The organism is Lysinibacillus sp. FSL M8-0134 (assembly GCF_038069745.1).
GTDB lineage: Bacteria > Bacillota > Bacilli > Bacillales_A > Planococcaceae > Lysinibacillus > Lysinibacillus irui.
The window spans coordinates 33,621-58,489 of sequence record NZ_JBBPAJ010000002.1 but is presented as its reverse complement, the minus strand read 5'-3'; the positions used below and the strand labels follow the sequence as shown (position 1 = coordinate 58,489).

Sequence of the window (24,869 nt, the reverse complement as noted above, 5' to 3'; positions counted from 1 at the left end):
ACCTCTCCTTACCAAATGCGTCCTGCAAGCATTGTTAGTTTAATAAATGTAAAAACATCATCTTCCTGTAAGGTTAATGGTGTTGTAAGTGAATCGAGTGACTCCTCATTATGAAGGACTAAGAAAAGCTCATCTTGAAAGGCTAGAAGCATTGTAGAGATAGCTTGGTCAACTGACTGTAAGGTGTCATTTTTTTTCTCTCCAAAATGTACTTTTCCATGCTGGGCTGCGTCTTCTATTTGTTGATCTGTTAAATAAAGATGAAGCGGGGTATCTACCTTTTTATCGTTATACTGTTGTACCTGCTGTGTCACAAGCTGGACGAGTAATTCTTGTAAAGTTGTAACAGGTTCCTCAATGGAGAATGGGATTTTTTGAAGCTTACGAGATTTCTTACCGATTACTTTTTGTTGGTAAAATAAGCGCAATCTAACACCTCCTTACAATAATTTCATTATACAAGAGTGATAACCTTGAAAAGAATAAGGCATATGATGCTAGTTGTATAAATTATTTTGGGAAAAGTGTAACGAAAAGTAGTAGGGAGAGACGTACTGATAAGGTAGAAAGTGGGGTGAAGTTTTGTCAAAGAAGTATCGAAAATAGAACATTTGTACGATTGATGACATGGTGGAATGTAGCATTTTGCGCTTTATTATAAAAATAACAAAGAAAAAGTAGAAGATATGACATAAAAGAAATTTTCAATATATGAAACAATGGGCTAATTTAAAAAATGAATGATGAAATAAAATACGAACTAACCGATAGCTTACCAATACACTATCAGAAATACATAAAGCAAAGTCATTAAAGTTATATACATTCAAAATGTATTTTCCTAAAAATCATTTGTATAAGAAGCAATGGTTTTTTGTGAAATCGTTGAAAGGCATCTTTTCTTTTCGGAATTCATAAGCTTTATAGGTATGATTTTATCAAGCTAGAAGGAGGCAAAACCATTCAAATACATGTTGTACGAGCTGGTGAGTCTATATGGGGTATAGCGCAAGCATATGGGACAACGGTACAGAGTATTGTAGATGCCAATCAAATTCCAGAGCCAAATCGTTTAGTTGTGGGGCAAGCTCTTGTAATACCGATTATCGGGAGCTTTTATTATGTACAGCCCGGGGATAGTTTGTGGTCAATCGGACAACGCTTCGGTATTAATTATGTAACACTAGCTCAAGTAAATGGTATTAATCCGAATCAGCCATTAACTGTTGGAATGAGATTGTATATTCCACAACCTCCAAAAACAAGGGCAGAAACATTAGCGTACTTAGAGCCAAGAGGAACGTCTGTTAGTGAAACACTCTTGAATCAAGCTAGAGAAGCGGGTCCCTATTTAACATATTTAGCTTTATTTAGTTATGAGGCAAGACGGGACGGTACTCTACAAAGTCCACCAAGTCAAGGTGTGACACAAATTGCAAATGATACTGGGGCATCTCTTGCTATGGTCGTTTCGAATCTGGAAAATTTTAGTTTTAGCGGAGAATTAGCAAGAGATATTTTTCAAAGTACTGCTGTTCAGGATTTACTCTTTGAGAATATTCTTGCGGAAGCTAGACAACTTGGAGACGTTAAAGACATTCACTTTGATTTCGAAAATTTACCAGGTGACCAACGACAAGCCTATAACGATTTTTTAAGAAGGGCAGTAGAAAAATTCCATGCACAAGGATATACAGTATCTACAGCCTTAGCACCAAAAATAAGTGCAGGTGAGCGCAATCCATGGACGGAGGCGCATGATTATAAGGCACATGGAGCAATCGTGGACTTTGTTTTACTAATGACCTATGAATGGGGATATTCGGCAGGCCCACCAATGGCTGTTTCACCTCTCCCAGAAGTAGAAGAAGTTGTAAAATATGCAATTAGTGAAATGCCTGCAAATAAAATTATGCTAGGGCAAAATTTATATGGCTATGACTGGACATTACCATTTGTCCAGGGAGGACCAAATGCAGAGGCGCTTAGTCCGCAAAGAGCTATTGAAATTGCCAAACGTTACAATGCTGCGATTCAGTATGATTGGCGTGCCCAAGCACCATTTTTTGAATACTATGATGAACAAGGCAGAGCTCATGTGGTGTGGTTTGAGGATGCTAGATCTATTCAAGCTAAATTTAATCTTGTCAAACAGTATAATCTTCGTGGTATTGGCTATTGGAAATTGGGATTACCATTCCCACAAAATTGGGTATTAATAGGTGCTAATTTTGACGTGGTGAAGAAATGATACAGTCAAAGGATTACCCAATATATGTTTCCTTTGTGGAAATTTACTGTCAAATGCATTTCTAATTATAGTAAAGTATATTATAATTATGGTAAATAGTATTTTAGGAGGGATATTTTGGGTAAATTTAAAAAGTTAGGTATTATTTTAACGGCTACAGCATTTTCAGTTGGTGTTCTTACACCAATTTCCCAAGCATCTGCAAATGTGAAGGAACCATCAGAGCGCATTGAAATTCAGCTTGCAGCATCAGAGACAAAGGTTACAAAAAGCATGCTGATTAAAAAATTACGTGCACTATTCCCTAATGAGTTCAGTTTTGTAACGGATAACGACTTTAATTCTGGGGGAGGTCATTTCTATAGAGATGATACAACTGTCCGTTATGATTTAAACTTCCATAAAACAGTGAATGGTAAAGATATTTATGGTGGCTTTACATTTAAAGGAGAAGATTTAGAGTTAGAGCATTTCTATTACCAGCCAGCTAATATTACAGAAGCAATGTATCCCGCAAAATATTCAGAGAATGAAGCAAAAAAAATTGCAGAAGATTTCCTGAAAAAATTTGCAAATACAGAGAACTATAAACTTCGTAATGATGGATTAAACTATATTAACATGGGATTCAATCGACCATTATCCCAACCAATTACGTATTCATTCTCTTATTCACCAACTTATAATGATGTGCTGATTGGTGATCAAAGTATTACTATTGATGTTCTTGCTAATGGAGAAATAACAGGAATGTATCGTAATACAGAATCTATAAATAAAGCATCCTTTGATAATGTAAGTGAGAAAAAGAATGAGGAAGAAATGGTTTCACAAGTACGTGATAATTTAGCGGTTGAACTTCGTTATTATGTTGATTATTCTTCAGATACACGTAATGTGAAGCTTGTCTATATGCCAGCTTCAGGATTTAATGGTGTACATGCTTTAACGGGGCAATGGCAAACAACGAATGGCTTTTCTACACAAGTTCCAAAAACGAAGAGTGCCATAAAAATATCTTCACAGCAGTTACCACCAAGAAAAAGTGGTATGACAGTAGCAGACGCTGAAGAATTTGCTAAAACTTTCTTAAAAGTTGACGATGACAAGGCGAAGCTCAATATTGAAATGGTTGATGAAAGAGAAAATGAAAATGGTGAGACAATTTATTCAATAAATTATATGTATATGTACAGTAATGGTGGTTCTGGTACCACTTTTGAAATTAATAAGGCCACAGGCGACATTGTACAGTATCACGATCTAAAGAGAGACTTTACAAATTCTGATAAAACAAATGTCCTTTCTAAGGATGCTGCATTATCGAAGGCGATTGAATACTTAAAGCAATGGTCTCCTTCTTATTTACATGAGTATTCAATGCCGATCGATGAGCCCGCAATTGATGAATATAGTAAAACATATTACTTCTCCTTCCCACGCATAGTGAATGGTATTGCAGTTGTTGGAGATGAAATAAGTGTAGGTATTGACTCTGATGGATCACTACTTTCATTGAATGTTAATAAACAAAAGATAAATAACTGGCCGTCTATTAGCCAAGCAATACCAAATGAAAAAGCAAAAGAGGCATATAGTAATGCACTTACATTACAGCTACAATATGTAAAACAAAATACAGAAGATAAACAACAGTATGATTTAGTGTATGCTCCTATCTTCAATGGTAGTGTAGTTAATCAAATTGATGCAATTACTGGTGAGTGGTTATATCAGGTAGATAGCTCAAAAGAGAAGCCTACGATTTCACACCCTACAGCAGCCAATGAATTAAATTATCTTTTAAATCAAAATGTGTTAGAAGTTAAAGATTTAGCAAACTTTAACGCGGATGCTGCTATAACAAAGGGTGAGGCATTAAAGATTTTACTGAAATCGTTAACATATGGCTATTACGGTGGCGGAGATGGAGAGAAGCAATCGTTCAACAATATCGATAAAAATCATCCATTATATGGAACTGTTGAACAAGCAGTAAGAATGGGAATTTTACAACCAGCAAATCAATTCGCAATTGATGAAACGTTAACACGCCAAGAGCTAGCAGTTTGGTCGGTTAAAATTTTACAATTAGAAAATGTTGCGAAATTAAAGGAGATTTACAAACTAAACTTTGCTGATGCGGCATCTATTGATCCAGCGTATGCAGGTCATATTGCCATAGCAAATGGTATGGGACTAATTGATTTACAGCAAAATAACTTTAATGCCACTAAGAATGTGTCTTATGCAGACCTTGCTGTTTCAACTGTCCGTTTAGCAAAAGCAATTCAAGAAAATACAAGTGATCGCAACTTCTACTATTAATAAATCCAAAGACATCTCCTCAATTTGATCTGACCCAAAAAAGTTAGACATATTTAGTTAAGCTACTTCTAAGACCTGAGTTCGGTACTCCACCGGGCTTAGGTCTTTTAATTTTGTCTTCATTCGTTTGTGATTGTAATAATGAATATAGTCATGAAGTTCCTGTTCGAAATGTGCCATGGATTCAAATTTTTGTAGATACAGGAGTTCAGATTTTAATAAGCCAAAGAAATTTTCTATGACTGCGTTATCTAAACAATTGCCCTTACGGGACATACTTTGCGTAATCCCATGTTGTTTTAAGGTTCGTTGATACTTTTTCATTTGATAGTGCCAACCTTGATCCGAATGAAGAACGACTTGATCACCTGATTGAATGCGCTCCAATGCTTGTTCTAGCATATCATGGACGAGGTTATACACTGGACGATTCATTACCGTGTATGCAATAATTTCGCCATTACATAAATCAAGGACTGGTGATAAATAGCGTTTCTCACCAAATAGATGGAACTCTGTCACGTCTGTTACCCATTTCTCGTTCATTTTTTTCGCTGTAAAATCACGTTGTAATATGTTTGGGGCAATTTTTCCGACTTTTCCTTTATACGAACGATATTTCCTCATGCGGACTTCACATTTTATGCCAATGGCATTCATCAAACCGTTAATCGTTTTGGGATCATGAACAATGCCGTATTTTTTAAGTTCTTTAGCAATCCGACGATAGCCATAACGTCCCTTATGTTCATGATAAATGGACTGAATTGCGACTTTCACATCAGCGTATTTATCAGTACGATTCAAACGCTTTTCCCAGTAATAATACGTACTACGTGGAATATCAGCGACTTTGATTAATTCCACCACTTCATAGATTTCCTTTAGTTCGTAAATTACTTGCGCTTTGATTTGGTTGGTAATTTTTCTTTCATTTGAACTAAAGTATTCAACTTTTTTAAGTAGGCATTCTCCATTTCTAATTGTTTAATACGTGCTGTTAACGCCTCAACAGACCCTTCAGCTGGTATTGATTTCGTTGTTCTTTTTGTGTCTTTTTTCATGGATGGACGCCCCTTTTTCTTGGAAACAAGAGCATCATAACCACCAACTTCAAACTTTAATTTCCAACCCCGAATTAAGCCAGAAGATGAAATATTAAAGAGAGCAGCTGTATCAACTGAAGATGTACCTGTCTCGTTCATATAATTTAGTACATTCATTTTATAGTCAGCTGAATAGTTTGTATAGGACTTTAAGAAAGTCTCTACACCATTTTTTTGATATCGGCGAACCCATTCACTTACAACCCTTTTTGTCACTCCGATGTCTTCTGCGATTTCAATCATAGATTCATCTCCATTTAAGTATCGCTGGACTGCTTGAATACGTTGTTCAGCCTTTACTTTTGCCATAAAAAAACCCCCGTAAAAGTTAGATTGGTGTCTAACTTTTACGGGGCAGTTCAATTGAAGGGGATGTCTTTTTTAGGTTAGTTTGAAAGGAAACGGGGAAGAATATGTAAGAAAGGAGTGTCTATATGAAATGTAAACTTTTATTAGCAGTTTCTTTAGTAACTGTCATTCTTTATGGTTGTAATAAGGATGAAGTTAAGGATGTACCTGCTAATGCACCAGCAGGTCAGAATGCTAGTCAACAAACTGGTGAAACACCTACAGACCAAATGACATTTAATTTTATTGAGTTTTCATTAGATGTTGATTACTCTGCAACGGAGTCTTATGAGGTAGAGTATGAGGATAAGAAAACAGGGATAGAGGCAAAGTTACAAGATGATCGAAAAAATGAAAAACTGCAGGGTGATGAGGCTTATACAAAATTAGAGCCGTTATTTAAGCAGTTGAATTTTGATTCGACAACGCCTAATGATAAAGTGATTGATCAAGTAATCAAAGTATTTAATATTGATGATAGCTTTCAATCCATTGAGGTGGATGTAGAGTTTGTTGACGGCAATGAAAAGGAATTTAAACGAATTAAATAATATGAGCCAGCTAACAAACGTTAGCTGGCTTTTTGATTAGCGTACCCAATGTCGATGTTTTGCAAGTAAATGAATAAAAGAGTTTAGATTGTTTGTCACACCATTTTGATTGGCAATATGCTGTAAAAACGAAATATTTTCTGTAAAGCCTATCGTTTTACAATGTTGATAGGCCTCTTCAATGAACTGTTCTGATTTTACTTGTAGTGAGGAATCTTGGAATGTCCCCGTAACATAAACACCATCATAGAGCACTGAAGAAGTAGTAGAAAATGTTTCGTGAACTTCATAACCATTTATTATGCCCTGTTTAGTACTCACAAGTTCAACTACTATATTTTCACTTAATAGAGTAGCAATCAGATCATTTAATTTTTCATTCGTGTTTTCTGAAACGATTACCGCTACTTTAGAAGTTTGGGCACTTTCAACAGCATTGATGATCTGGCTAACAGCAGGTGAAGTTTGTGTAATAGGGGGTACCTCTTTTTGTACTGGCGGAATAATACCAATATTATCTGCGATAGACGCTGCGAGTGTATAACTGACATGAGCAAACATATCTACAACTTGTTTTCGAATCGATTTATTCTTTACTTTTCCTAATTCAAAGCTAAAGGCATTGATGATATGCTTTTTCTCAATTTCTGTCATACTAAGCCAGAATAATCTCGCTTGTGAAAAATGGTCTTTAAAACTATCGCTACGTGCACGTACTTTATGGCCTTCCACTTTTTCCTGATAATGTGTGTATCCTCCATCTGCTTCAGAGACAGGGCTTGGTGTATTACTAGCTAAGGAATTTTTATGATAGCTAACTTGCCCAACATTGATTGTTTGTCGGCCATAGCCATCACGCTGATTATTATGGAAAGGACAGATCGGTTTATTAATAGGGATTTCATGGAAGTTTGGTCCTCCAAGTCTTATTAACTGCGTATCTGTATAAGAGAATAAGCGACCTTGTAATAAAGGGTCGTTTGAAAAATCAATACCAGGTACAACATGTCCGACATGGAATGCAGCTTGCTCTGTTTCAGCAAAGAAATTATCAACGTTTTTATTTAATGTCATCTTACCAAGAATGCGTACTGGAACTTCCTCTTCTGGCCATATTTTTGTGGCATCGAGAATATCAAAACTAAATTTAAACTCATCTTCAACAGGAATTAGCTGCACACCCAACTCCCACTCTGGAAAATGACCACGCTCTATTGATTCCCATAAATCTCTACGATGGAAATCGGGATCTTTTCCGGCAATGATTTGTGCCTCATCCCAGACAAGTGATTTAACGCCAAGTTTAGGTTTCCAATGAAATTTAACAAAATGCGCTTTTCCTTCTTTATTGACGAAGCGGTAGGTATTCACACCAAAGCCCTCCATCATTCGGTAACTTCGTGGAATGGATCTATCCGACATATGCCACATCACCATATGAGCAGATTCCTGATTGTTTGCAATGAAATCCCAAAATGTATCATGGGCACTTTGAGCTTGAGGAATTTCGTTATTCGGTTCAGGTTTTACTGCGTGTACAAAATCGGGAAATTTAATAGCGTCCTGAATAAAAAATACAGGAATATTATTGCCGACTAAATCGTAATTACCTTCCTGTGTATAAAATTTTGTAGCGAAGCCACGTGCATCACGGACAGTATCTGCTGAGCCTCTTGAGCCTGCAACAGTAGAAAAACGAACAAAGACAGGTGTTTTGGTTCCTTTTCCGTTTAAAAATTGTGCCTTTGTAATGTCACTTGCACATTCATATGTTTCAAAAATTCCGTGTGCTGCAGATCCACGTGCGTGTACTACTCTTTCAGGAATTCGTTCATGATCAAAATGCGTCATCTTTTCACGAAAATGAAAATCTTCCATTAAAGTAGGTCCTCGTTCACCTGCTTTTAATGAATGTTCATCTTCTGATATTTTCAAGCCTTGATTGGTTGTGAGAGGTTGACCTTTATCACTTACTCGGAATGCTTCTAGCTGCTGTTGTTTTTGATTTACATCTTTTTTCATTTAGAATCCTCCTTTATAAGTTACAACTACCTTCTACCCGTACAAGAAGATAACAAACATGAAGAAAGAAAATAGTTGCCGATTAAAAATGAATGTGTTATTATTATCTCGAATTAAAGATAATTGAATTCGAAGTAAAAGAGGGAGTCGTATGAAGGATAACAATCGTAACTTAAAAGCATTTACGGTCTTGTTCCGAGCATATCAAACGATTCAGGATGCAACTAAAAGAGATTTACTTCAATATGATTTAAATCAAACCGAGTTTTCGGTTCTTGAATTTTTGTACCATCGCGGAGAACAACCTATTCAAGTAATTGGTAAAAAAATATTAATTGCAAGTAGTAGTATTACCTATGTGATTGATAAGCTCGAACAAAAAGGCTTTGTATATCGAAAGTCGTGTCCAAAAGATCGTCGTGTTACTTACGTATTATTAACGTATGAGGGACAGACATTGATGGAAGAGATTTTCCCTAAGCATGAACAAAAAATAAATGAGATTTTTGAAGTATTGGAATCTCAAGAGCTGGACACAATGATTTTGTCTCTTAAAAAGGTTGGCAAAAATGCTTTAAAACAATAAAAAAATTTTTACACATATATCTCGATATCGAGATAAATAGGTAGGAGGAATAGAAAATGAATCATTTAAAAGGTGTACACCATGTAACGGCTATCACAAGTAGTGCTGAAGAGAATTACAAATTCTTTACATTTGTTTTAGGAATGCGTTTAGTGAAGAAAACAGTGAATCAGGATGATATTCAAACATATCATCTATTCTTTGCGGATGATAAAGGTAGTGCAGGAACTGATATGACATTCTTTGATTTCCCGAACATTCCAAAAGGAGTGCATGGTACAAATGAAATTTCAAAAACTTCTTTCCGTGTACCAACGGATGCAGCTTTAGATTATTGGGTTAAACGCTTTGATCGTTTAAATGTAAAACATACTGGTATTAAGGAACAATTTGGTGCGAAAACTCTGTCGTTCGTTGATTTTGACGATCAGCACTATCAGCTTATTTCTGATGAACATAATACAGGTGTTGCTTCTGGTACGCCTTGGCAAGATGGCCCTATTCCACTTGAATATGCGATTACAGGATTAGGTCCAGTATTCGTCCGTGTGGCCAATTTTAAATACTTTAAAGATATGTTAGAAAAAGTAATGCTCTTTAAAGAAATTGCTGAAGAAGGCGACTTCCACCTATTTGAAGTAGGTGAGGGAGGGAATGGCGCTCAAATAATTGTTGAGCATAACACTGTGTTACCAGTTGCTCGTCAAGGTTTTGGCACAGTTCACCATGCAGCCTTCCGTGTAGAAGATCGTGCGGTATTAGATGAATGGACTGCACGCTTTGAAAGCTTTGGTTTCCACACTTCTGGCTATGTAAATCGTCATTTCTTTGAATCATTGTACGCACGAGTTGCACCGCAAATTTTATTTGAATTAGCTACTGACGGTCCTGGATTTATGGGAGACGAGCCATATGAAACACTAGGAGAAAAATTATCATTACCACCATTTTTAGAACCTAAACGCGCACAGATTGAAGGACTTGTACGTCCAATTGACACTGTAAGAAGCTCTATTACGTTCGATAAAGAATATGAGTAATACTATTCCATTCAGTAGAGAGATGTTTCTCTACTGAATGAATACATAACTGTATTGGGGGTTTAAAAATGGAATTTTCCAAGCTGATTGATAAGCGTCGCTCTGCTAATAATTTTCTCAAGGACGTCAAAATGACTGTGGAAGACATACGTCCTATTTTGGAGGAAGTTAAGCTCGCTCCATCAGCATTTAACTTACAACATGCTAATTATATAGTGGTGTTGGATGAAGATATGAAAGAAAAGGTTCGAGAAGCAGCCTATGGACAATATAAAGTACATTCAGCTTCAGCGGTAATACTTGTATTAGGTGATAAAGAGGCGTATAAAAATACTGCTGAATTAAGTCAAGGTATGGTTGATTTAGGTATTATTACAGCTTGTGAATTAGATGAGCTAGTAGCTGAAAATACAAACTTTTATGAAGAACGTGGGGATGCATTTATGAAAGATGAAGCAATTCGTAATGCATCTTTGTCTGCCACGTTATTTATACTAGCTGCAAAAAATCGCGGCTGGGACACTTGTCCAATGATTGGTTTTGATGATCAAAAAATGCGTGAACTATTTAATGTACCAGAAACACATGAAATAGCTCTAATGATCACAATTGGGAAAGAAAAAGAAAGTAGTCGTCGTCTTCGTGGTTATCGAAAGCCAGTTGAAGAATTTGCCACTTACTATTAAAGTGGTATAAAATACAATAGCTATACAAATACTAAGTTTAATGTACATTTAGGAGGAAACATCATGAAAGTAGTAGCCATCGTTGGTAGTATTCGTAAAGAATCTTATAACATGCAATTAGCTCACTTTATTCAAAAGCGTTATACAGAAAAATTAGAGCTTGAAGTTTTAAGCTTAAAGGATTTACCAATGTACAATCAAGATATCGAAAATGAAGCACCACAAGAAGTTCTTGATTTTAAAGCAAAAGTAAAAGCAGCAGATGCTGTGCTATGGGTTACACCAGAATATAATGGTACAGTTCCAGGTGTGATGGTTAATGCCATTGACTGGTTGTCTCGTGTAGATAAAGTAATGATTGGTAAGCCATCTATCATTATGGGCGCATCTATGGGGAACTTAGGTACTGTAAAAGCTCAATTACATTTACGTGATATTTTATTCTCTCCTGGTATTAACTCACCATTACTAAGTGGCAATGATGTTTATATTGGTGCTGTTCACACTAAATTCGATGCAGAAGGCAATTTAACAGATGAAGGCACTGTGAAATTCCTTGACGTTGTCATTGATAACTTCTTAAACTGGGCAAAAAAATACATTTAAATTAATCTGACCCATAGGTATTCAATATACTTATGGGCTTTTTTTACTTCTGCATGGATTTTTCACATTTACACGTTATACTTTTAAGAAAAAGAAAAATGGTGGTTATAGATGAGAAAGTTATCACTGAAGTTAGGTATCATTTTTTTCATCACATTATTTTGTATCGAAACATTTATGATGTTTTTTTTACATGCCTCCTTGACTAATTCTCGTGTTGAAGAGGAATTAGCAAGCTTACAAGCAAGGGGAAACTCCCATCGTACAATATTAGAACAGAACTTTAATAACGAAACCTTGGCCCATATAGTACTTATGGAATCGGATGAAAGTACGGATGTAGTGGTTACTAATCATCAGGGAGAAATACTAGCTTCATCGCAACCCCATCCAGAAATTAGAGATATGTTCAGTAAGATAGACGGGGAAATACCTTATAAGGGAAGAGTATTGCAAGCTAACTGGCAAGAGGCTAAGGCTATTGCCACTATCAGTCCTATTAAAGAACAGCAAACAACGATTGGCTACGTTTTTATGTTTCAACATACAGATTCCATCCACGCCTTAATGAAACGTTTAAATAAGCATTTTCTTATAGTTGGCATTGTTTCTGGTCTTGTCACTATAGCGGTGATTATCGTGCTATCTAAAAAGCTTGCAAAACCATTAATCCAGATGAAAGAGGCTACATTGAACATGAGTAAAGGTGATTTTACAGTCGACCTTTCTACGAATTCAAAAGACGAACTTGGTGATTTAGCGAATGCCATCCAACTGTTGTCTAATGACTTAAATCATTTAAGGCAAGAGCGTAAGGAGTTTTTGTCAAGCATTGCACATGAGCTCCGCACCCCACTAACATTTATTAAAGGCTATACCGACATTCTTGCCAAACGGGATTTGATAGAGCAAGATCGTCAAAAGTATTTAGCCATTATAATAGAAGAAACCAATAGACTTTCTCGACTCATCAAGGATTTATTTGATTTAGCGAAAATGGATGAAAACTCATTTGTAATTGAAAAACAATGTATCCAGCTACATTCATTTATTACAAGCATGGAAGAAAAATTACATCCTGCTTTTCAAGAGAAAGGTATATATTTCGATGTACATTGTGAAAAAGGCTTACTTCTATGGGCAGATGAAGCAAGACTAGAGCAAATCCTCCTTAATCTATTAAATAACGCGTTAATCTACTGTGCACCTGGAGAAACCACCTCAGTCACTGTTAAAAAAAACAAAGATGTGATAAGCATCATTGTGAAAGATACAGGAAAAGGGATTCCAGCGGAGGATGTACCTTATATTTTCGAACGGTTTTATCGAGTGGAAAAATCCCGTAGTCGTGCTCTAGGTGGCTCTGGTCTAGGACTTGCTATTGTTAAGGAATTGGTAGAGGCACATGGGGGGAAAGTGAAGGTTAGCAGTGAAATCAATAAAGGGACTACTTTTGAATTATTGTTTAAGGGAGTAGAAGCGAATGAAGACTATTTTATGCATAGACGATGAGCCAAGAATGTTAGATTTATTGACCCTTTACTTAGAGCCTACTTTTCATTGTAGAGCCATGTCGTCCGTTCTAGAAGGACTCGATTATTTAGAAGAAGAGCATGTGGATTTAGTTCTGTTGGATATTATGATGCCGGAGATGGATGGGTGGCAAGCTTGCCAGGAAATTAGGAAGTTTTGGGATGTGCCTATTATTATGCTTACGGCAAAAGGAGAGCATGCTGATATTGTAAAAGGCTTAAACATGGGTGCTGATGATTATATTTTAAAGCCTTTTGATGAGGAAGAGTTATTAGCGCGTATACATGCGGTATTAAGAAGGGCGAAAATAGATGAAAAAGTTATATGCTTTGAGGGGCTACGATTAGATAAGGAAGCGTTTGAACTTTATTTTCAACAAAAGGCAATCTCATTAACACCAAAGGAATTTTCCATGCTAGCCTTATTTTTAAATCATCAAAATAAAGTATTTTCCAGAGAACATCTTATCAACACAGTTTGGGGATATAATGTAATGATTGAAGATCGTACGATTGATTCACATGTGCGTAATTTACGAGAAAAATTAAGAAAAAGCGGCTTCCCTGCGGATGATTATTTACAAACAGTATGGGGTATCGGTTATAAATGGCATAAGTCCGCAGCACTTGAACATAAAAACTAGAAAACAACCTCTACCATACCTACTGGGAGAGGTTGTTTAAATTATTTTGAAGTTAACTCTTCTTCTGTTACCCATTTATGATTTTTTACTGCCTCACCATTTAAAGTGGAAGTGTAATCCACCATATAAACAGTTGTTTGTACAGCCTCTTCAATATGGACAAGCGCATTTTCCATACCTTCCATATGCGCTGCATCCGTTTTTACTTCTGTACCAGGAGCCAGAGGTGCTTCTTCGGGATCAATTAATTCTTCGTGAATGACCCACTTATGATTTTTAACAGGTTCTTCACCTGTAGTTGGTTCATAGGAAATAACATAAGCAGTCGTATCATAGGCCCCGACTATTTCTGCTTCTGCACCTTTCATACCGTCCATATGCCCGTTCGTAATAATAGCTGTACTTCCTACAGGAAACTTCGGATTTTCAGCAATTTTTAATGTAGCTGGTACTTCGCCTGAACTTGAATGGTTCATTGTCGAATGATCCATTTCTTCAGTCGTATGATTAGATGTAGACGCAGGCTTCGTTTGATCCACCGTACAAGCAGATAAAGTAAGTAAAGCTAATACTGATAGTAGTGCCATTGACCATTTTTGTTTGAATATCATGTTATATCCTCCTCACTATTTGCTAATACTGTAGCAAATAAATGTGCAGAAATAATGGACATGATCTACTACCAAAAATCAAATCACATCTTTCATCTAACAAGAAAGATGTGAGGAATTATTTATTGAATGGGCATGATTTTCAATGTTTTTTGTAATCGATAGGCGAAGATGCCAGCGAAAATCGCTAAGATAAAATCTTTTGGTAGTGGGGGGATCATCCAGAGCCAAGCTAGTTTATATGAAAAGACCTCTGGTGCACTTGCCCATAGTTTGTAGGCAAAATACATCCAATTTGTCCCTAGGAAATAATTAAGCGCAGTTGCGATTAACGCTGCCGCAATATAGCTTTTCTTTGTTGCACTTCGTTCTACAATTAGTCCTGCAACAAATGCTGCTCCAATAAATGTAATAATAAACCCAAAGGTAGGGCTTAAAATTTGTCCAACTCCCCCACCAAAACGAGCAAAAACAGGCGCTCCTGCTAATCCTATGCACATATAAACTGTACAGGCGAGCGCACCCTTTCTGCTACCAAGAACCAGTCCTGCTAAAATAGCAAAAAACGTTTGTAGTGTAATCGGTACACCACCCACCATCATAAATGGGGCAAAGGAGGTAATATTAGCCCCTATCATCATAAGTGTTGAGAATAACCCAATATAGGTAATGTCAATAGTTCTTAATTTATGATGACTCTGTTGTGTAGCAGTAGCCATAAATTTCACCTCGTTATAAACCTTCTTACTGCTAGTGTAAAAAACGAATATAATTGTGTCAACCTTATTATAGTTTTAAGTTAACTCAATTATAGTGTAGACTAACTAATTATAAAAATGTATGATAGAATCGTCACAATTTTATAACTTTAAGTACTATTGGTGTGATATTTTTTGAATGTCACTTAAAAGGGAAGTCGGTGGAAGTCCGACGCTGTCCCGCAACTGTAACGAGGAGTCTTATAATATTTTTTGCCACTGTGTTAGTATGGGAAGGCCATTATAGGATGCTGATTCGAAGCCAGGAGACCTGCCATTAGTAATACCTGTAATGCCCACGAGGATGCAAGCAATTACGGACAATAGCTGGATATTTTCTGACTTTGTTTAATCTAGGGTATTTCTATGCGTATTTTCGTATGGAATACCTTTTTTTATTGCTTCATCCATCAATACTTAGTAGGAGCTTTAAACGGATGAATAAAAAATTTATGTTTTTTTCCTTAATACTTTTCTTCGTATTAATCGTTTCTATGACAATAGCCGTTATGGTTGGGTCTGTATCAGTTACACCCTTCTATGTATGGAAAGTTATTCTTTCTAAAATCCCCATTATACAAAATGGCATAGAGCAAGACTGGAGTCGCTCACAGGAAATCATTATTTGGCAAATAAGAGCACCACGTGTTTTACTCGCAGCTATTGTTGGAGCTGGTCTAGCTATTGCTGGGGCAGCAATTCAGGCACTTGTGAGAAATTCCATTGCTGACCCTTATATATTAGGGATTTCGTCAGGTGCAGCTGTTGGAGCGACCTCAGTAATTATTTTAGGTGCCTTTTCATTTTTAGGAATCTATGCTCTTTCTGTATCTGCATTTTTAGGGTCATTACTTGCCATTGCGCTCGTATTTTTCTTATCACGAGTTGGTGGTCGTGTCTCAATTTTTCGCTTGTTATTGGCGGGGATGGCTGTGTCCTTTATTTTAACGGCCGTTTCCAATTTCATTTTGATGATGTCGAAACAAGAAGGGGCTTTAAAGGCTGTTATGTTTTGGATGCTAGGGAGTCTAGCTGGAGCCAAGTGGAATAATATTGTAATCCCGGCTTTCATATTCTTCCTCGTATTTGGGCTACTATGGCTACACTATCGAAATTTAAATTTATTATTACTAGGGGAAGAGGCAGCTGTAACGTTAGGGGTTAATTTACAGCAATTTCGTATTCAGCTCATTTTACTTGTTTCGTTGTTAACTGGTGTACTTGTCGCAGTCAGTGGCTCTATTGGATTTGTGGGATTAATCATTCCACATATCGTTCGGTTAATTGTGGGGTCAAACTATAAATATGTGATACCTATTAGTGCTTTAATTGGAGGAATCTTTTTAGTGTGGGCAGATGCTTTTGCCCGAATAATCATCGCACCTCAAGAAATGCCAATTGGTATTATAACGGCCTTTTGTGGAGGACCATTTTTTATTTGGCTACTCCGTCGTAACAATTATTCTTTCGGTGAAGGAGACTAACTTATATGACATTAGAAGCAAAGCAGCTATCATTCTCCATTTACGATGAGCGTATACTACATGAAGTAAGTATTCAAATAAAAGAAAAACAACTTGTTGGACTCATTGGCCCTAATGGTAGCGGCAAATCCACATTGCTAAAAAATATGTATCGTCTGCTAAAACCGGAAAGTGGTATGGTATTATTAAACGAACAAGATATTTTAAAGCAATCAAGTAAATCGATTGCTAAAAATTTAGCCGTTGTTAGTCAAGAAACACCTGTTTTATTTGACTTCACAGTACATGATTTAGTCAGTATGGGAAGAACGCCACATAAAAAACTATTGGAGCTTGATCAAGAACAAGATTTCCGAATTGTGGCAGATGCTCTTCTACAAACTGGTATTTCACATTTGGAGAAACGAAGCTTTAGCTCTCTTTCCGGTGGAGAGAAAAAGCGCGTAATGGTTGCACGTGCTCTGGCACAACAAGCTAAGGTATTGATATTAGATGAGCCGACGAATCATTTAGATATACAGCATCAACTCCAGCTTATGGACTTAATTCAAACTCTACATTTAACTGTAGTCGCGGCTTTACATGACTTAAATATCGCAGCAATGTACTGTGATCAAATTTACGTTTTACAGAATGGACGAATAGTTTGTCATGGGACGCCAGAAGAAGTACTTACTCCAACGTTGTTACGGGAAGTATTTCATGTTTTTGCTGATATTCAAATACATCCACTAACTGGTAAGCCTTATCTTACATATGTTCCAGAGCAATTTGCCAAAAAGGTTAACCAATCATAAGAAAGTTAAAAGTCTATACATCTACCATCCTTTACAAGGAGTGAATGTATGAAAATAGCCTTTACGAAAATGCATGGTATTGGCAACAGCTATATTTATCTTGATCTTTTCAGGTATGATTATAATGACAATATCTTTTGTGAATTAGCTAAAAAGATAGCAAATGTCCATACAGGCATTGGCTCGGATGGATTAATTATTATTCAACCTTCTAAAATTGCTGACTGTGGTATGCGCATTTTTAATAAGGATGGTACAGAGGGATCTAACTGTGGAAACGGACTTCGCTGTGTTGCAAAATATATTTTTGAACGCCAAATTGTGCGACAAAAGTTTTTTACAATTGAAACAAAAGCAGGCATTATGTACGTAGAGGTAGTGGTTCAGGATAATACAGTCATAGATGTGATTGTCGATATGGGTAAACCTTTATTGTATCGTAAAGATATACCGATGTTAGGTACCCCTAATAAGCTCGTCATCAATGAATTATTTACAGTGCCTCCACATAATTTGTTCCTAACAGCGTTGTTTTTAGGAAATCCAAACGCGGTATTTTTTATCGATGATATAGAAAAAGCGCCGTTAAGAACACTAGGAGGCATTATAGAAAATGATGTGAGATTTCCTAATCGTGTTAATGTTGAATTTGTACAGGTCATCCATTCAAAAGCCTTACAATTTAGAGTTTGGGAGCGAGGTTCTGGTGTTACGGAGGCGTGTGGAACAGGTGCTTGTGCTGCAGTAGTAGCTGCTATTTTAAATGGTTTTTGTCAGAGGGGAGAAGAGATAACTGTTCATCTGAGTGGAGGTGACTTAAACATACGATGGGCTGACGATGACCATGTTTGGATGCGAGGCCCAGCGGAGTTTATTGCAGAGGGGATATACGAATTTTTATAGCGTCTAGCAAGTCACATTGTTCTTCGGAGCATGCTTAAAAAATTTACAAGCAATATCACTGAAGTGTAAATGATCCTTGAAGGGATGTGAAGATGGGAAAACTGAGGGCTTATCGGTTTTCTATGTTTTTATTAATTGCCATTCTTCTAGGTGTTATTATTGGCTTGCTTTTTGGTGAGAAGGCTACGGTGTTAAAGCCTTTTGGTGATATTTTTATTAATTTATTATTTATGATTGTTGTGCCATTAGTGTTTTTCTCCATTGCATCCTCCGTTGCTAGTATGGAAAGCCTCAAACGTTTAGGTAAAATTATGGGCTCAATGATGCTCGTATTTATAGCAACAGGCATTATTGCCGCCATTATCATGTTAATTGCTGTTACTATTTATCCCCCTGGGGCTGAGGTATCCGTTCAGATTGTATCCCCTGAAACAACAGAGGATTTAAGCTTTGCTGAACAATTAGTTAACACCTTCACTGTGCCTGATTTTATGAATTTATTATCCAGAAGTAATATGCTAGCACTTATTTTATTTGCTGTCTTAATCGGGCTTGGCACAGGATTAACAGGAGAAGCAGGTAAGCCGTTTGCGCGTTTTTTAATAAGTGGTTCGGAAGTATTTATGAAGGTCATCAAGCTAGTGATGTACTATGCACCAATTGGATTAATGGCTTATTTTGCAACATTAATAGGGGATTTTGGAGCGGCATTGCTTGGGGATTATGCTAAAGCCATCATTCTCTACTATCCTGTTGCTATCCTTTATTTTTTAATCGGCTTTACTTTATACGCTTTTATTGCAGGTGGAAAAGTAGGAGTTATAAAGTTCTGGCAAAATATTTTAACGCCTGCTGTGACAGCATTAGGTACAGGAAGTAGCTTTGCAACACTGCCTGTTAATCTAACAGCTGCCAAACAGATTGGAGTGCCAAAGGATATTCGTGAAACCGTATTACCGCTTGGTGCTACCATTCATATGGATGGCTCATGCTTGTCCGCCATATTGAAAATAGCGTTTGTTTTCGGTGTGTTTAATATGGATTTTACAGGATTCAGTACTTTTGTAACCGCAATTGGCGTCGCCTTACTATCAGGTATTGTGATGAGTGGTATTCCAGGTGGAGGTTTCATTGGAGAAATGCTTATAGTCACATTGTACGGTCTACCAGTTCAAGCTTTACCGATGATCTCTGCTATAGGAGTAGTAGTAGACCCTCCTGCTACAATGGTAAATGCTACAGGTGATACTGTGGCAAGTATGATTGTAACAAGAACAATAGAAGGAAAAGATTGGATACAGCAAGAAGTGGATTAAAAAGGACGCCTCTGAGGGGCGTCCTGTAATATTGTCCGATTAAGAGACTGCTTTTAAACCTGCAACACCAATGATAATAGCAATAATACTTATAATACGTGTTAGGTTTTTTGATTCTCCAAAGAAAATGATATTTACAAGCACAGCGCCAACAGTACCAATACCAACCCAAACAACATAGGCAATGCTTAACTGTAAATAATTGAATGATGCATATAAAAGGGCGAATGATAATCCAAAGCCACCGATATATATTAATAAATTTCGTACGGTTTTATTTTGACTATAAAAGCGTAAACCTACAACACCTATAATTTCTGACATTGCTGCTAATACTATATATATCCAACCCATTATGCATTCACCTCTTTCTGTTCTTCATGCTCTGCTGATGAGCTATCTGCAAGTTTTAACCCGATAACGCCTGATACTAATATCAACATAAAAATACCTTTAATGGCATTAAATTCTCCATCGAAAATAAAAATATCCATTAATGTAGTACCGATTGCACCTGCTCCAGCAAAAATAGCGTAGACTGTGCCAGTAGGTAAGTTTTCACATGCTTTTGATAAAAAGTGAAAATCAAGAGCAATCATAGACACAATAATAACCCAATGCCACCAAGAGTTAGCTACATTAAAACCAAATATCCAAAACAACTCAAATAAACTTGTTAGTCCAACATAAACCCATTCTTTTTGCATAAAAAATTTCCTTCCATATAGTATATTAATGACTGACATTCAGTCATTTTCGAGGTAAAGAAGAACGCCACTTATGTGTGACGTAGGCCAAGTGCATGATATAAAAAGTCTAGAAGCTCAAGCTTTAGTAGCTTCATCGTTTCATCTTTGCTATCATCAAACAAATAAATTTGTTCTGCAGCAGATTCTATGAGACCAATAATAAGCTTTGCTGAACGTGATGGATCGATAGAATCACGAATCATTCCTTGTTGCTGAGCAGATAATAAAAAATTACCCATCCAAGCATAATAAGGGGCGTAAATATTTTCCCATTCTTTTAAATGCTCTGTTTGAGCAATACCCGCATAAATGAGTGCAACGATATCGCCATATTCTTTCGTAATTAAGAAAATCATCTCAACAACCTCTTCTAGTTGTTGCTCAAAAGGTTTATCAATAGAAATACCTTCTTCTAAGGTTACAATAATTCTTTCAACCATATGTTTTGCAATAGCAGGCATAACAGAAAGGCGAGACGGGAAATAGAGATAAAAAGTTCCTTGGGCAATCCCTGCAGCTTTGACGATATCCGAAACCTTTGTTTTTTCAATTCCTTTTTCACGAAAAACTTCAATAGCAGCTTGAATAATCTTTTCTTCCTTTGACATGCAATCCCTCACTTTTGCCTTACTTGATTAGTATGTTACAGGAGAAGAAAATGAATGTCAACAAAAAATGACTGATAGTCAGTCATTTCCCTCTAGACCTTAAAAAAGACAATACGACTTCAGTTGTTGCAGGACATGAGTCTTTGGATTAACATTCCTACTCGTCAGCTTAAAAGATTAGTTTGGGACGATTGTTTATTAGCGTGAAAGCGAAGATTTATGGCAATCAAGTGGATGTATTATTATTTGCATAGTTATCATGATTTCAGGGAACTTTATGATTGAAAGGATGATGATAATGGATAATATAAAATTTGCTCAATTAGATCCACAACAACTTGCAAAAATTAATGAACTTGAAAAAAAGATTGGTGTGACATTAGTGGCTTATGATTCTTCTTCTATGCCAACACCTGGTTCTGGTGCTTACGAGACTAATAATAGCACGACCAACAATCATCCATCATAATAAATGAAAATGCCTTGCAGTGATGTAAGGTATTTTCGTTTTAAAAAAGCTAAAGGAGTCATGAAAATGAAAGAATTCTATGCAGATTTACATATTCATATTGGGCGTACTTATAAGGGGCGTGCTGTGAAAATTACTGGCAGTAAAACACTAACATTAGCTAGGATTTTAGAGATGGCGAGTGCAAGAAAAGGATTAGATATGATTGGTATTATTGATTGTCATTCACCTGAGGTCATTGAAGAAATGATGGACATGATCGAACGAGGTGAATTAAAGGAACTGAAGGAAGGAGGATTACGCTTTCAAGACACAACTTTGATACCGGGATCGGAAATAGAAATCTATGATCAATATTGCCATGGTCCTATTCATGTGCTTGCTTACTTTCCTACTCTTAAGCTCATGAAGCATTTTTCAACATGGATGTCCCAATATATGAAAAATATTCACTTAAGTTCACAGCGTATATATTGTGATGGACGAACTTTGCAGCAAAGGGTGCATGAATTGGGAGGGCTTTTTATACCTGCACATGTATTTACTCCTTTTAAAAGTTTGTTTGGCAAAGGGGTTCTTCGCAGTTTAACGGAAGTTTTTGATCCTCAACTAATAGATGCGATTGAATTAGGCTTAAGTTCAGATACAGACATGGTGAGCCACATTAAAGAACTTCAGGCGTACACGTTTGTTAGTAATTCGGATGCCCATTCTCTTGGGAAATTGGCACGTGAGTATCAAAAGTTACGCTTAGAGGAAGCTAATTTTACAGAACTAAAAATGGCCCTTCATGAACAACAAGGTCGAGCAGTAATTGCCAATTATGGCCTAAACCCATTGCTTGGCAAATTTCATCAGACAGTCTGTGCCAAATGTGGTGAACAGCTAAGTAACGAAGTAACGGTTTGTACTGTCTGTGGAAGTACTCAAATCATAAAAGGGGTCGCTACACGCATACATGAGCTATCTGAGGATTTTTTGAAAGAAAGATATCGACCACCTTATATTCATCAGGTTCCCCTTGATTTTATCCCAGGTATTGGGCCGAAAATGATGGAACGTTTGATAGAAGCATTTGGTACAGAAATGGATATTCTGCATAATGTAACGATTGAAGAGCTTGAACGAATAGTACCTCATAAAATTGCTCATTTAATTGATTTAGCAAGAACAGGCCAACTAGCAATAGAGGTTGGTGGTGGTGGTGTCTATGGAAAGATTCAGACAGATTAGATACAAGATGAAAAAATTTAAAAAGATTGTTATATTTTAACCTTTTTTTAACCCTCCTCTAGTAAAATAGTGAAAACAATGACTATTTTCTAAATGGAGGAGAGCGTATATGCGATTATCAAAAAAATTTCGTTATGTGGCCGCAAGTATACTAGCATTGCAATTAACCATACCGGCAGTAGCTAATGCAGAAGAACAAAGTGATTACATAGCCCCGAGTTGGGTTATACAGACTGATTATTTAGCACTGGGGGACTCATTAGCACATGGAATGAATGAGGTAGGTGTAATAGGTTTAGGTTACACAGATTTTATTGCACAGGCTCTACAGCAAAATGGCTTTCTTGCTTCATATAATAAAGGCTTTGCTATGTCTGGCTACACAACCAAAAATGTTTTAGCTGATCTACAAAACGATGTAGAAAAGACAGTAACAGGTTTTGGTTATACAAAGGAGCAGGTAAAATTAAGAGCTTCTATAAAAGAAGCAGAGATTATTACATTAACTGCTGGGGCAAATGATTTATTGCCTCTTTTAAAGGAGTCGCAAACTACAGGGATTGATACTGTAGCTATCGTAAAAGCAACTAAAGAAGCTGTATCTAATATAGCTTCGATTCTAGCTGAAATTAAAAAGTTAAATCCACATGCGGAAGTATATGTGATGGGCTATTATAATTCTTTCCCTTACTATAGTGAGAACTTACAAAAGCAATTTAAGCTGTTATTGACTACAGTAAATGCAACAATCAAAACAACAGCTGAAAAAGCAGGGGCCATTTTTGTACCAACACATGATGTTGTGGCAAAGGATGTTCCTAACTACCTACCAAATCCAGAAAACATTCATTTAAGCGAAGCGGGTTACTTTGCGGTAGCCAATGAAGCATTTTTACCAATCATTAAAACAAGTTCTCTATGGGATGTAACGAAGGCAATCCAAATAGATATGAAGGATAAGACAACGGTAGAGGTGAGCTGGCAAGAAGCAATGGATAATGTAGGTGTGACAAATTACAATGTTTATGTGAATGGTAAGTTAGCCAGTACATTGAATGCGAATACTACTAAGATGACGCTCGAAAATTTAACAGAAAATACTGCCTACAGTGTTTCAATCAAAGCAATAGATGCAGCTGGAAATGAGAGTGTTCAAAACCCTACAGTTACGTTTACTACAAGGGGAGCAATAAGTTTCACAGATACAGAGAATCATTGGGCGAAAGAGTATATTCAAAATGTAGCAGAAACCGGTATTATGAATGGTTATCCCGATGGTACATTTCGACCTGAGAGTAGTCTAACTCGTGCTCAAGCTGCTGCTATTCTTGTAAGAAGCTTGGGCTTAACTACAACGGAAAAAGCACCATTTACGGACATTGCAAACTATGATGCTACAATGCAGTCTGAAATTGCAGCAGCATATGTACATGGTCTCGTAAAGGGAACGGATGGGAAATTTAATCCTGGACAGTCTGTTACACGTGCCCAATTAGCATTAATGATTCAACGTGCCTATGAGCAACAATTTAATCAGCCATATATTGCAAAAGCTGAATCGCCATTTTCAGATGTAGCCTCCTATAATGCTGAAACAAAACGTGCAGTCTCTATGTTATATGAATTAGGGATTGTGACAGGGAATCAGGGGAAATACTCTCCGGAATCTGCCACAACGAGAGGTCAAGCAGCGAAAATATTTACAAACCTTAGTCATGTATTGATTAAATAAAGTTTACAAGGTAGAGGTAATTTGCCTCTACCTTTTGACGTTTTTGTTAAAAACAACGTATAGTCTAACTATGTTATAGAACGTTTAGAAAAAAGGAGGTTAGGGATGCTCTCATTTATATTATCTGCTAAAAGATTAGCGAAAGGATTGTGGAGGTCATTTAAGCGACCACAGTTTATCTCATTATTTACTACACTGTTTTTAATCATTCTTTCAGGAACATTGTTTTACAAGGGGACTGAAGGATGGTATTGGCTGGACGCTATGTATTTTGCAGTTGTCAGTTTGATTCCAACAGGCGTAGAAACAGGGCTCTATCCAACTACGGCATATTCTAAAGTTTTCACAATGATCTATTTAATTGTTGGTACGGGAGTCATGTTTATCATGCTATTAATGCTTGGCCGTTCAATAGTCGATTTTTCTCTTAATGAAGAAGAAAAAGAAGAGGTGAAGAAACGGATGAAAAAGTAAAATAGCAGTACGATGAATCTTATGAAGGATTCATT

General features: G+C 36.7%; 25 protein-coding genes and 1 riboswitch. Of the genes, 17 read left to right on the top strand and 8 right to left on the bottom strand.

Annotation, left to right across the window (positions count from 1 at the left end; translation table 11 throughout):
* Positions 1-8: 8 nt before the first annotated feature.
* Entirely contained in the window at positions 9-428 is a 420-nt protein-coding gene (locus MKY49_RS20105) for a hypothetical protein (RefSeq protein ID WP_341386975.1), read from the bottom strand.
* A 650-nt stretch (positions 429-1,078) separates the two neighbouring features.
* Between MKY49_RS20105 and MKY49_RS20100 the strand changes: the two genes are divergently transcribed.
* Together MKY49_RS20100 and MKY49_RS20095 are read left to right on the top strand one after the other, a co-directional pair.
* On the top strand, positions 1,079-2,251 hold the full coding sequence (locus MKY49_RS20100) for a glycosyl hydrolase family 18 protein (RefSeq protein WP_445928417.1): 1,173 nt from the start codon (positions 1,079-1,081) through the stop codon (positions 2,249-2,251).
* Positions 2,252-2,368: 117 nt separating this feature from the next.
* Positions 2,369-4,579, top strand: a complete 2,211-nt coding sequence (locus MKY49_RS20095) for a YcdB/YcdC domain-containing protein (protein WP_274794650.1) — start codon at positions 2,369-2,371, stop codon at positions 4,577-4,579.
* A gap of 57 nt (positions 4,580-4,636) precedes the next feature.
* Here the strand turns inward: MKY49_RS20095 and MKY49_RS20090 are convergent.
* Positions 4,637-5,994 (bottom strand): IS3 family transposase gene (locus MKY49_RS20090; protein ID WP_341386973.1). Its coding sequence is split into 2 segments (ribosomal slippage): positions 4,637-5,541 and positions 5,541-5,994, totalling 1,359 coding nucleotides; the frame shifts between segments, so codons are not numbered across the junction.
* Positions 5,995-6,119: 125 nt separating this feature from the next.
* Between MKY49_RS20090 and MKY49_RS20085 the strand changes: the two genes are divergently transcribed.
* Entirely contained in the window at positions 6,120-6,584 is a 465-nt protein-coding gene (locus tag MKY49_RS20085; protein WP_341386972.1) for a YusW family protein, read from the top strand.
* A 36-nt stretch (positions 6,585-6,620) separates the two neighbouring features.
* Here the strand turns inward: MKY49_RS20085 and MKY49_RS20080 are convergent, their stop codons facing one another.
* The gene (locus tag MKY49_RS20080) at positions 6,621-8,606 is read right to left on the bottom strand and encodes a catalase (RefSeq protein ID WP_274794647.1); all 1,986 of its coding nucleotides are present in this window, start codon (positions 8,604-8,606) and stop codon (positions 6,621-6,623) included.
* A 151-nt stretch (positions 8,607-8,757) separates the two neighbouring features.
* Here MKY49_RS20080 and MKY49_RS20075 point away from each other — a divergent pair, with 151 nt between their 5' ends.
* The 6 genes from MKY49_RS20075 to MKY49_RS20050 all read left to right on the top strand — a co-directional run bounded on the left by MKY49_RS20075 (position 8,758) and on the right by MKY49_RS20050 (position 13,700).
* On the top strand, positions 8,758-9,192 hold the full coding sequence (locus MKY49_RS20075; RefSeq protein ID WP_274794646.1) for a MarR family winged helix-turn-helix transcriptional regulator: 435 nt from the start codon (positions 8,758-8,760) through the stop codon (positions 9,190-9,192).
* 56 nt (positions 9,193-9,248) lie between these two features.
* Positions 9,249-10,232: a ring-cleaving dioxygenase gene (locus MKY49_RS20070; RefSeq protein WP_274794645.1), complete on the top strand. Its 984-nt coding sequence runs from the start codon at positions 9,249-9,251 to the stop codon at positions 10,230-10,232.
* 68 nt (positions 10,233-10,300) lie between these two features.
* Positions 10,301-10,918 carry a nitroreductase family protein gene (locus MKY49_RS20065; protein ID WP_341386971.1) on the top strand — a complete coding sequence of 206 codons (618 nt, stop codon included), beginning with the start codon at positions 10,301-10,303 and terminating at the stop codon, positions 10,916-10,918.
* A gap of 63 nt (positions 10,919-10,981) precedes the next feature.
* A complete protein-coding gene (locus MKY49_RS20060; protein ID WP_274794643.1) occupies positions 10,982-11,524 on the top strand; it encodes an NADPH-dependent FMN reductase in 543 nt (180 codons plus the stop codon).
* Between the two features lie 111 nt (positions 11,525-11,635).
* Positions 11,636-13,036, top strand: a complete 1,401-nt coding sequence (locus MKY49_RS20055) for a HAMP domain-containing sensor histidine kinase (RefSeq protein WP_274794642.1) — start codon at positions 11,636-11,638, stop codon at positions 13,034-13,036.
* The gene (locus MKY49_RS20050) at positions 13,008-13,700 is read left to right on the top strand and encodes a response regulator transcription factor (protein WP_322606710.1); all 693 of its coding nucleotides are present in this window, start codon (positions 13,008-13,010) and stop codon (positions 13,698-13,700) included. Before MKY49_RS20055 ends, MKY49_RS20050 begins: the two co-directional genes overlap by 29 nt.
* A gap of 41 nt (positions 13,701-13,741) precedes the next feature.
* Here the strand turns inward: MKY49_RS20050 and MKY49_RS20045 are convergent, their stop codons facing one another.
* Together MKY49_RS20045 and MKY49_RS20040 are read right to left on the bottom strand one after the other, a co-directional pair.
* Positions 13,742-14,311 carry a YdhK family protein gene (locus MKY49_RS20045; RefSeq protein ID WP_341386970.1) on the bottom strand — a complete coding sequence of 190 codons (570 nt, stop codon included), beginning with the start codon at positions 14,309-14,311 and terminating at the stop codon, positions 13,742-13,744.
* Between the two features lie 122 nt (positions 14,312-14,433).
* Complete coding sequence (locus MKY49_RS20040; protein ID WP_312507144.1) at positions 14,434-15,030, bottom strand: biotin transporter BioY; 597 nt, start codon at positions 15,028-15,030, stop codon at positions 14,434-14,436.
* A 143-nt stretch (positions 15,031-15,173) separates the two neighbouring features.
* Positions 15,174-15,362, top strand: a riboswitch (cobalamin riboswitch).
* A 144-nt stretch (positions 15,363-15,506) separates the two neighbouring features.
* Between MKY49_RS20040 and MKY49_RS20035 the strand changes: the two genes are divergently transcribed.
* From MKY49_RS20035 to MKY49_RS20020, 4 genes are all read left to right on the top strand, one after another.
* The gene (locus MKY49_RS20035) at positions 15,507-16,553 is read left to right on the top strand and encodes a FecCD family ABC transporter permease (RefSeq protein ID WP_312507145.1); all 1,047 of its coding nucleotides are present in this window, start codon (positions 15,507-15,509) and stop codon (positions 16,551-16,553) included.
* Positions 16,554-16,558: 5 nt separating this feature from the next.
* Positions 16,559-17,350 carry an ABC transporter ATP-binding protein gene (locus MKY49_RS20030; protein WP_341386969.1) on the top strand — a complete coding sequence of 264 codons (792 nt, stop codon included), beginning with the start codon at positions 16,559-16,561 and terminating at the stop codon, positions 17,348-17,350.
* Between the two features lie 48 nt (positions 17,351-17,398).
* A complete protein-coding gene (gene dapF, locus MKY49_RS20025; RefSeq protein ID WP_274794636.1) occupies positions 17,399-18,253 on the top strand; it encodes a diaminopimelate epimerase in 855 nt (284 codons plus the stop codon).
* Between the two features lie 92 nt (positions 18,254-18,345).
* Positions 18,346-19,569, top strand: a complete 1,224-nt coding sequence (locus tag MKY49_RS20020; protein ID WP_274794635.1) for a dicarboxylate/amino acid:cation symporter — start codon at positions 18,346-18,348, stop codon at positions 19,567-19,569.
* 39 nt (positions 19,570-19,608) lie between these two features.
* Here the strand turns inward: MKY49_RS20020 and MKY49_RS20015 are convergent, their stop codons facing one another.
* The 3 genes from MKY49_RS20015 to MKY49_RS20005 form a co-directional block, all read right to left on the bottom strand.
* Positions 19,609-19,923, bottom strand: coding sequence for a DMT family transporter (locus MKY49_RS20015; protein ID WP_274794634.1), 315 nt, complete (start codon positions 19,921-19,923; stop codon positions 19,609-19,611).
* Entirely contained in the window at positions 19,923-20,276 is a 354-nt protein-coding gene (locus MKY49_RS20010; RefSeq protein ID WP_312507147.1) for a DMT family transporter, read from the bottom strand. Before MKY49_RS20010 ends, MKY49_RS20015 begins: the two co-directional genes overlap by 1 nt.
* 71 nt (positions 20,277-20,347) lie before the next feature.
* Positions 20,348-20,926 carry a TetR family transcriptional regulator gene (locus MKY49_RS20005; protein WP_274794632.1) on the bottom strand — a complete coding sequence of 193 codons (579 nt, stop codon included), beginning with the start codon at positions 20,924-20,926 and terminating at the stop codon, positions 20,348-20,350.
* A gap of 298 nt (positions 20,927-21,224) precedes the next feature.
* Between MKY49_RS20005 and MKY49_RS20000 the strand changes: the two genes are divergently transcribed.
* The 4 genes from MKY49_RS20000 (at position 21,225) to MKY49_RS19985 (ending at position 24,834) form a co-directional block, all read left to right on the top strand.
* Positions 21,225-21,395, top strand: coding sequence for a hypothetical protein (locus MKY49_RS20000; protein WP_274797398.1), 171 nt, complete (start codon positions 21,225-21,227; stop codon positions 21,393-21,395).
* A gap of 66 nt (positions 21,396-21,461) precedes the next feature.
* Positions 21,462-22,628, top strand: a complete 1,167-nt coding sequence (locus tag MKY49_RS19995; RefSeq protein WP_341386968.1) for an endonuclease Q family protein — start codon at positions 21,462-21,464, stop codon at positions 22,626-22,628.
* 109 nt (positions 22,629-22,737) lie between these two features.
* On the top strand, positions 22,738-24,360 hold the full coding sequence (locus tag MKY49_RS19990; RefSeq protein WP_312507148.1) for an S-layer homology domain-containing protein: 1,623 nt from the start codon (positions 22,738-22,740) through the stop codon (positions 24,358-24,360).
* 105 nt (positions 24,361-24,465) lie between these two features.
* Complete coding sequence (locus MKY49_RS19985; RefSeq protein WP_274794629.1) at positions 24,466-24,834, top strand: ion channel; 369 nt, start codon at positions 24,466-24,468, stop codon at positions 24,832-24,834.
* Positions 24,835-24,869: the final 35 nt, after the last annotated feature.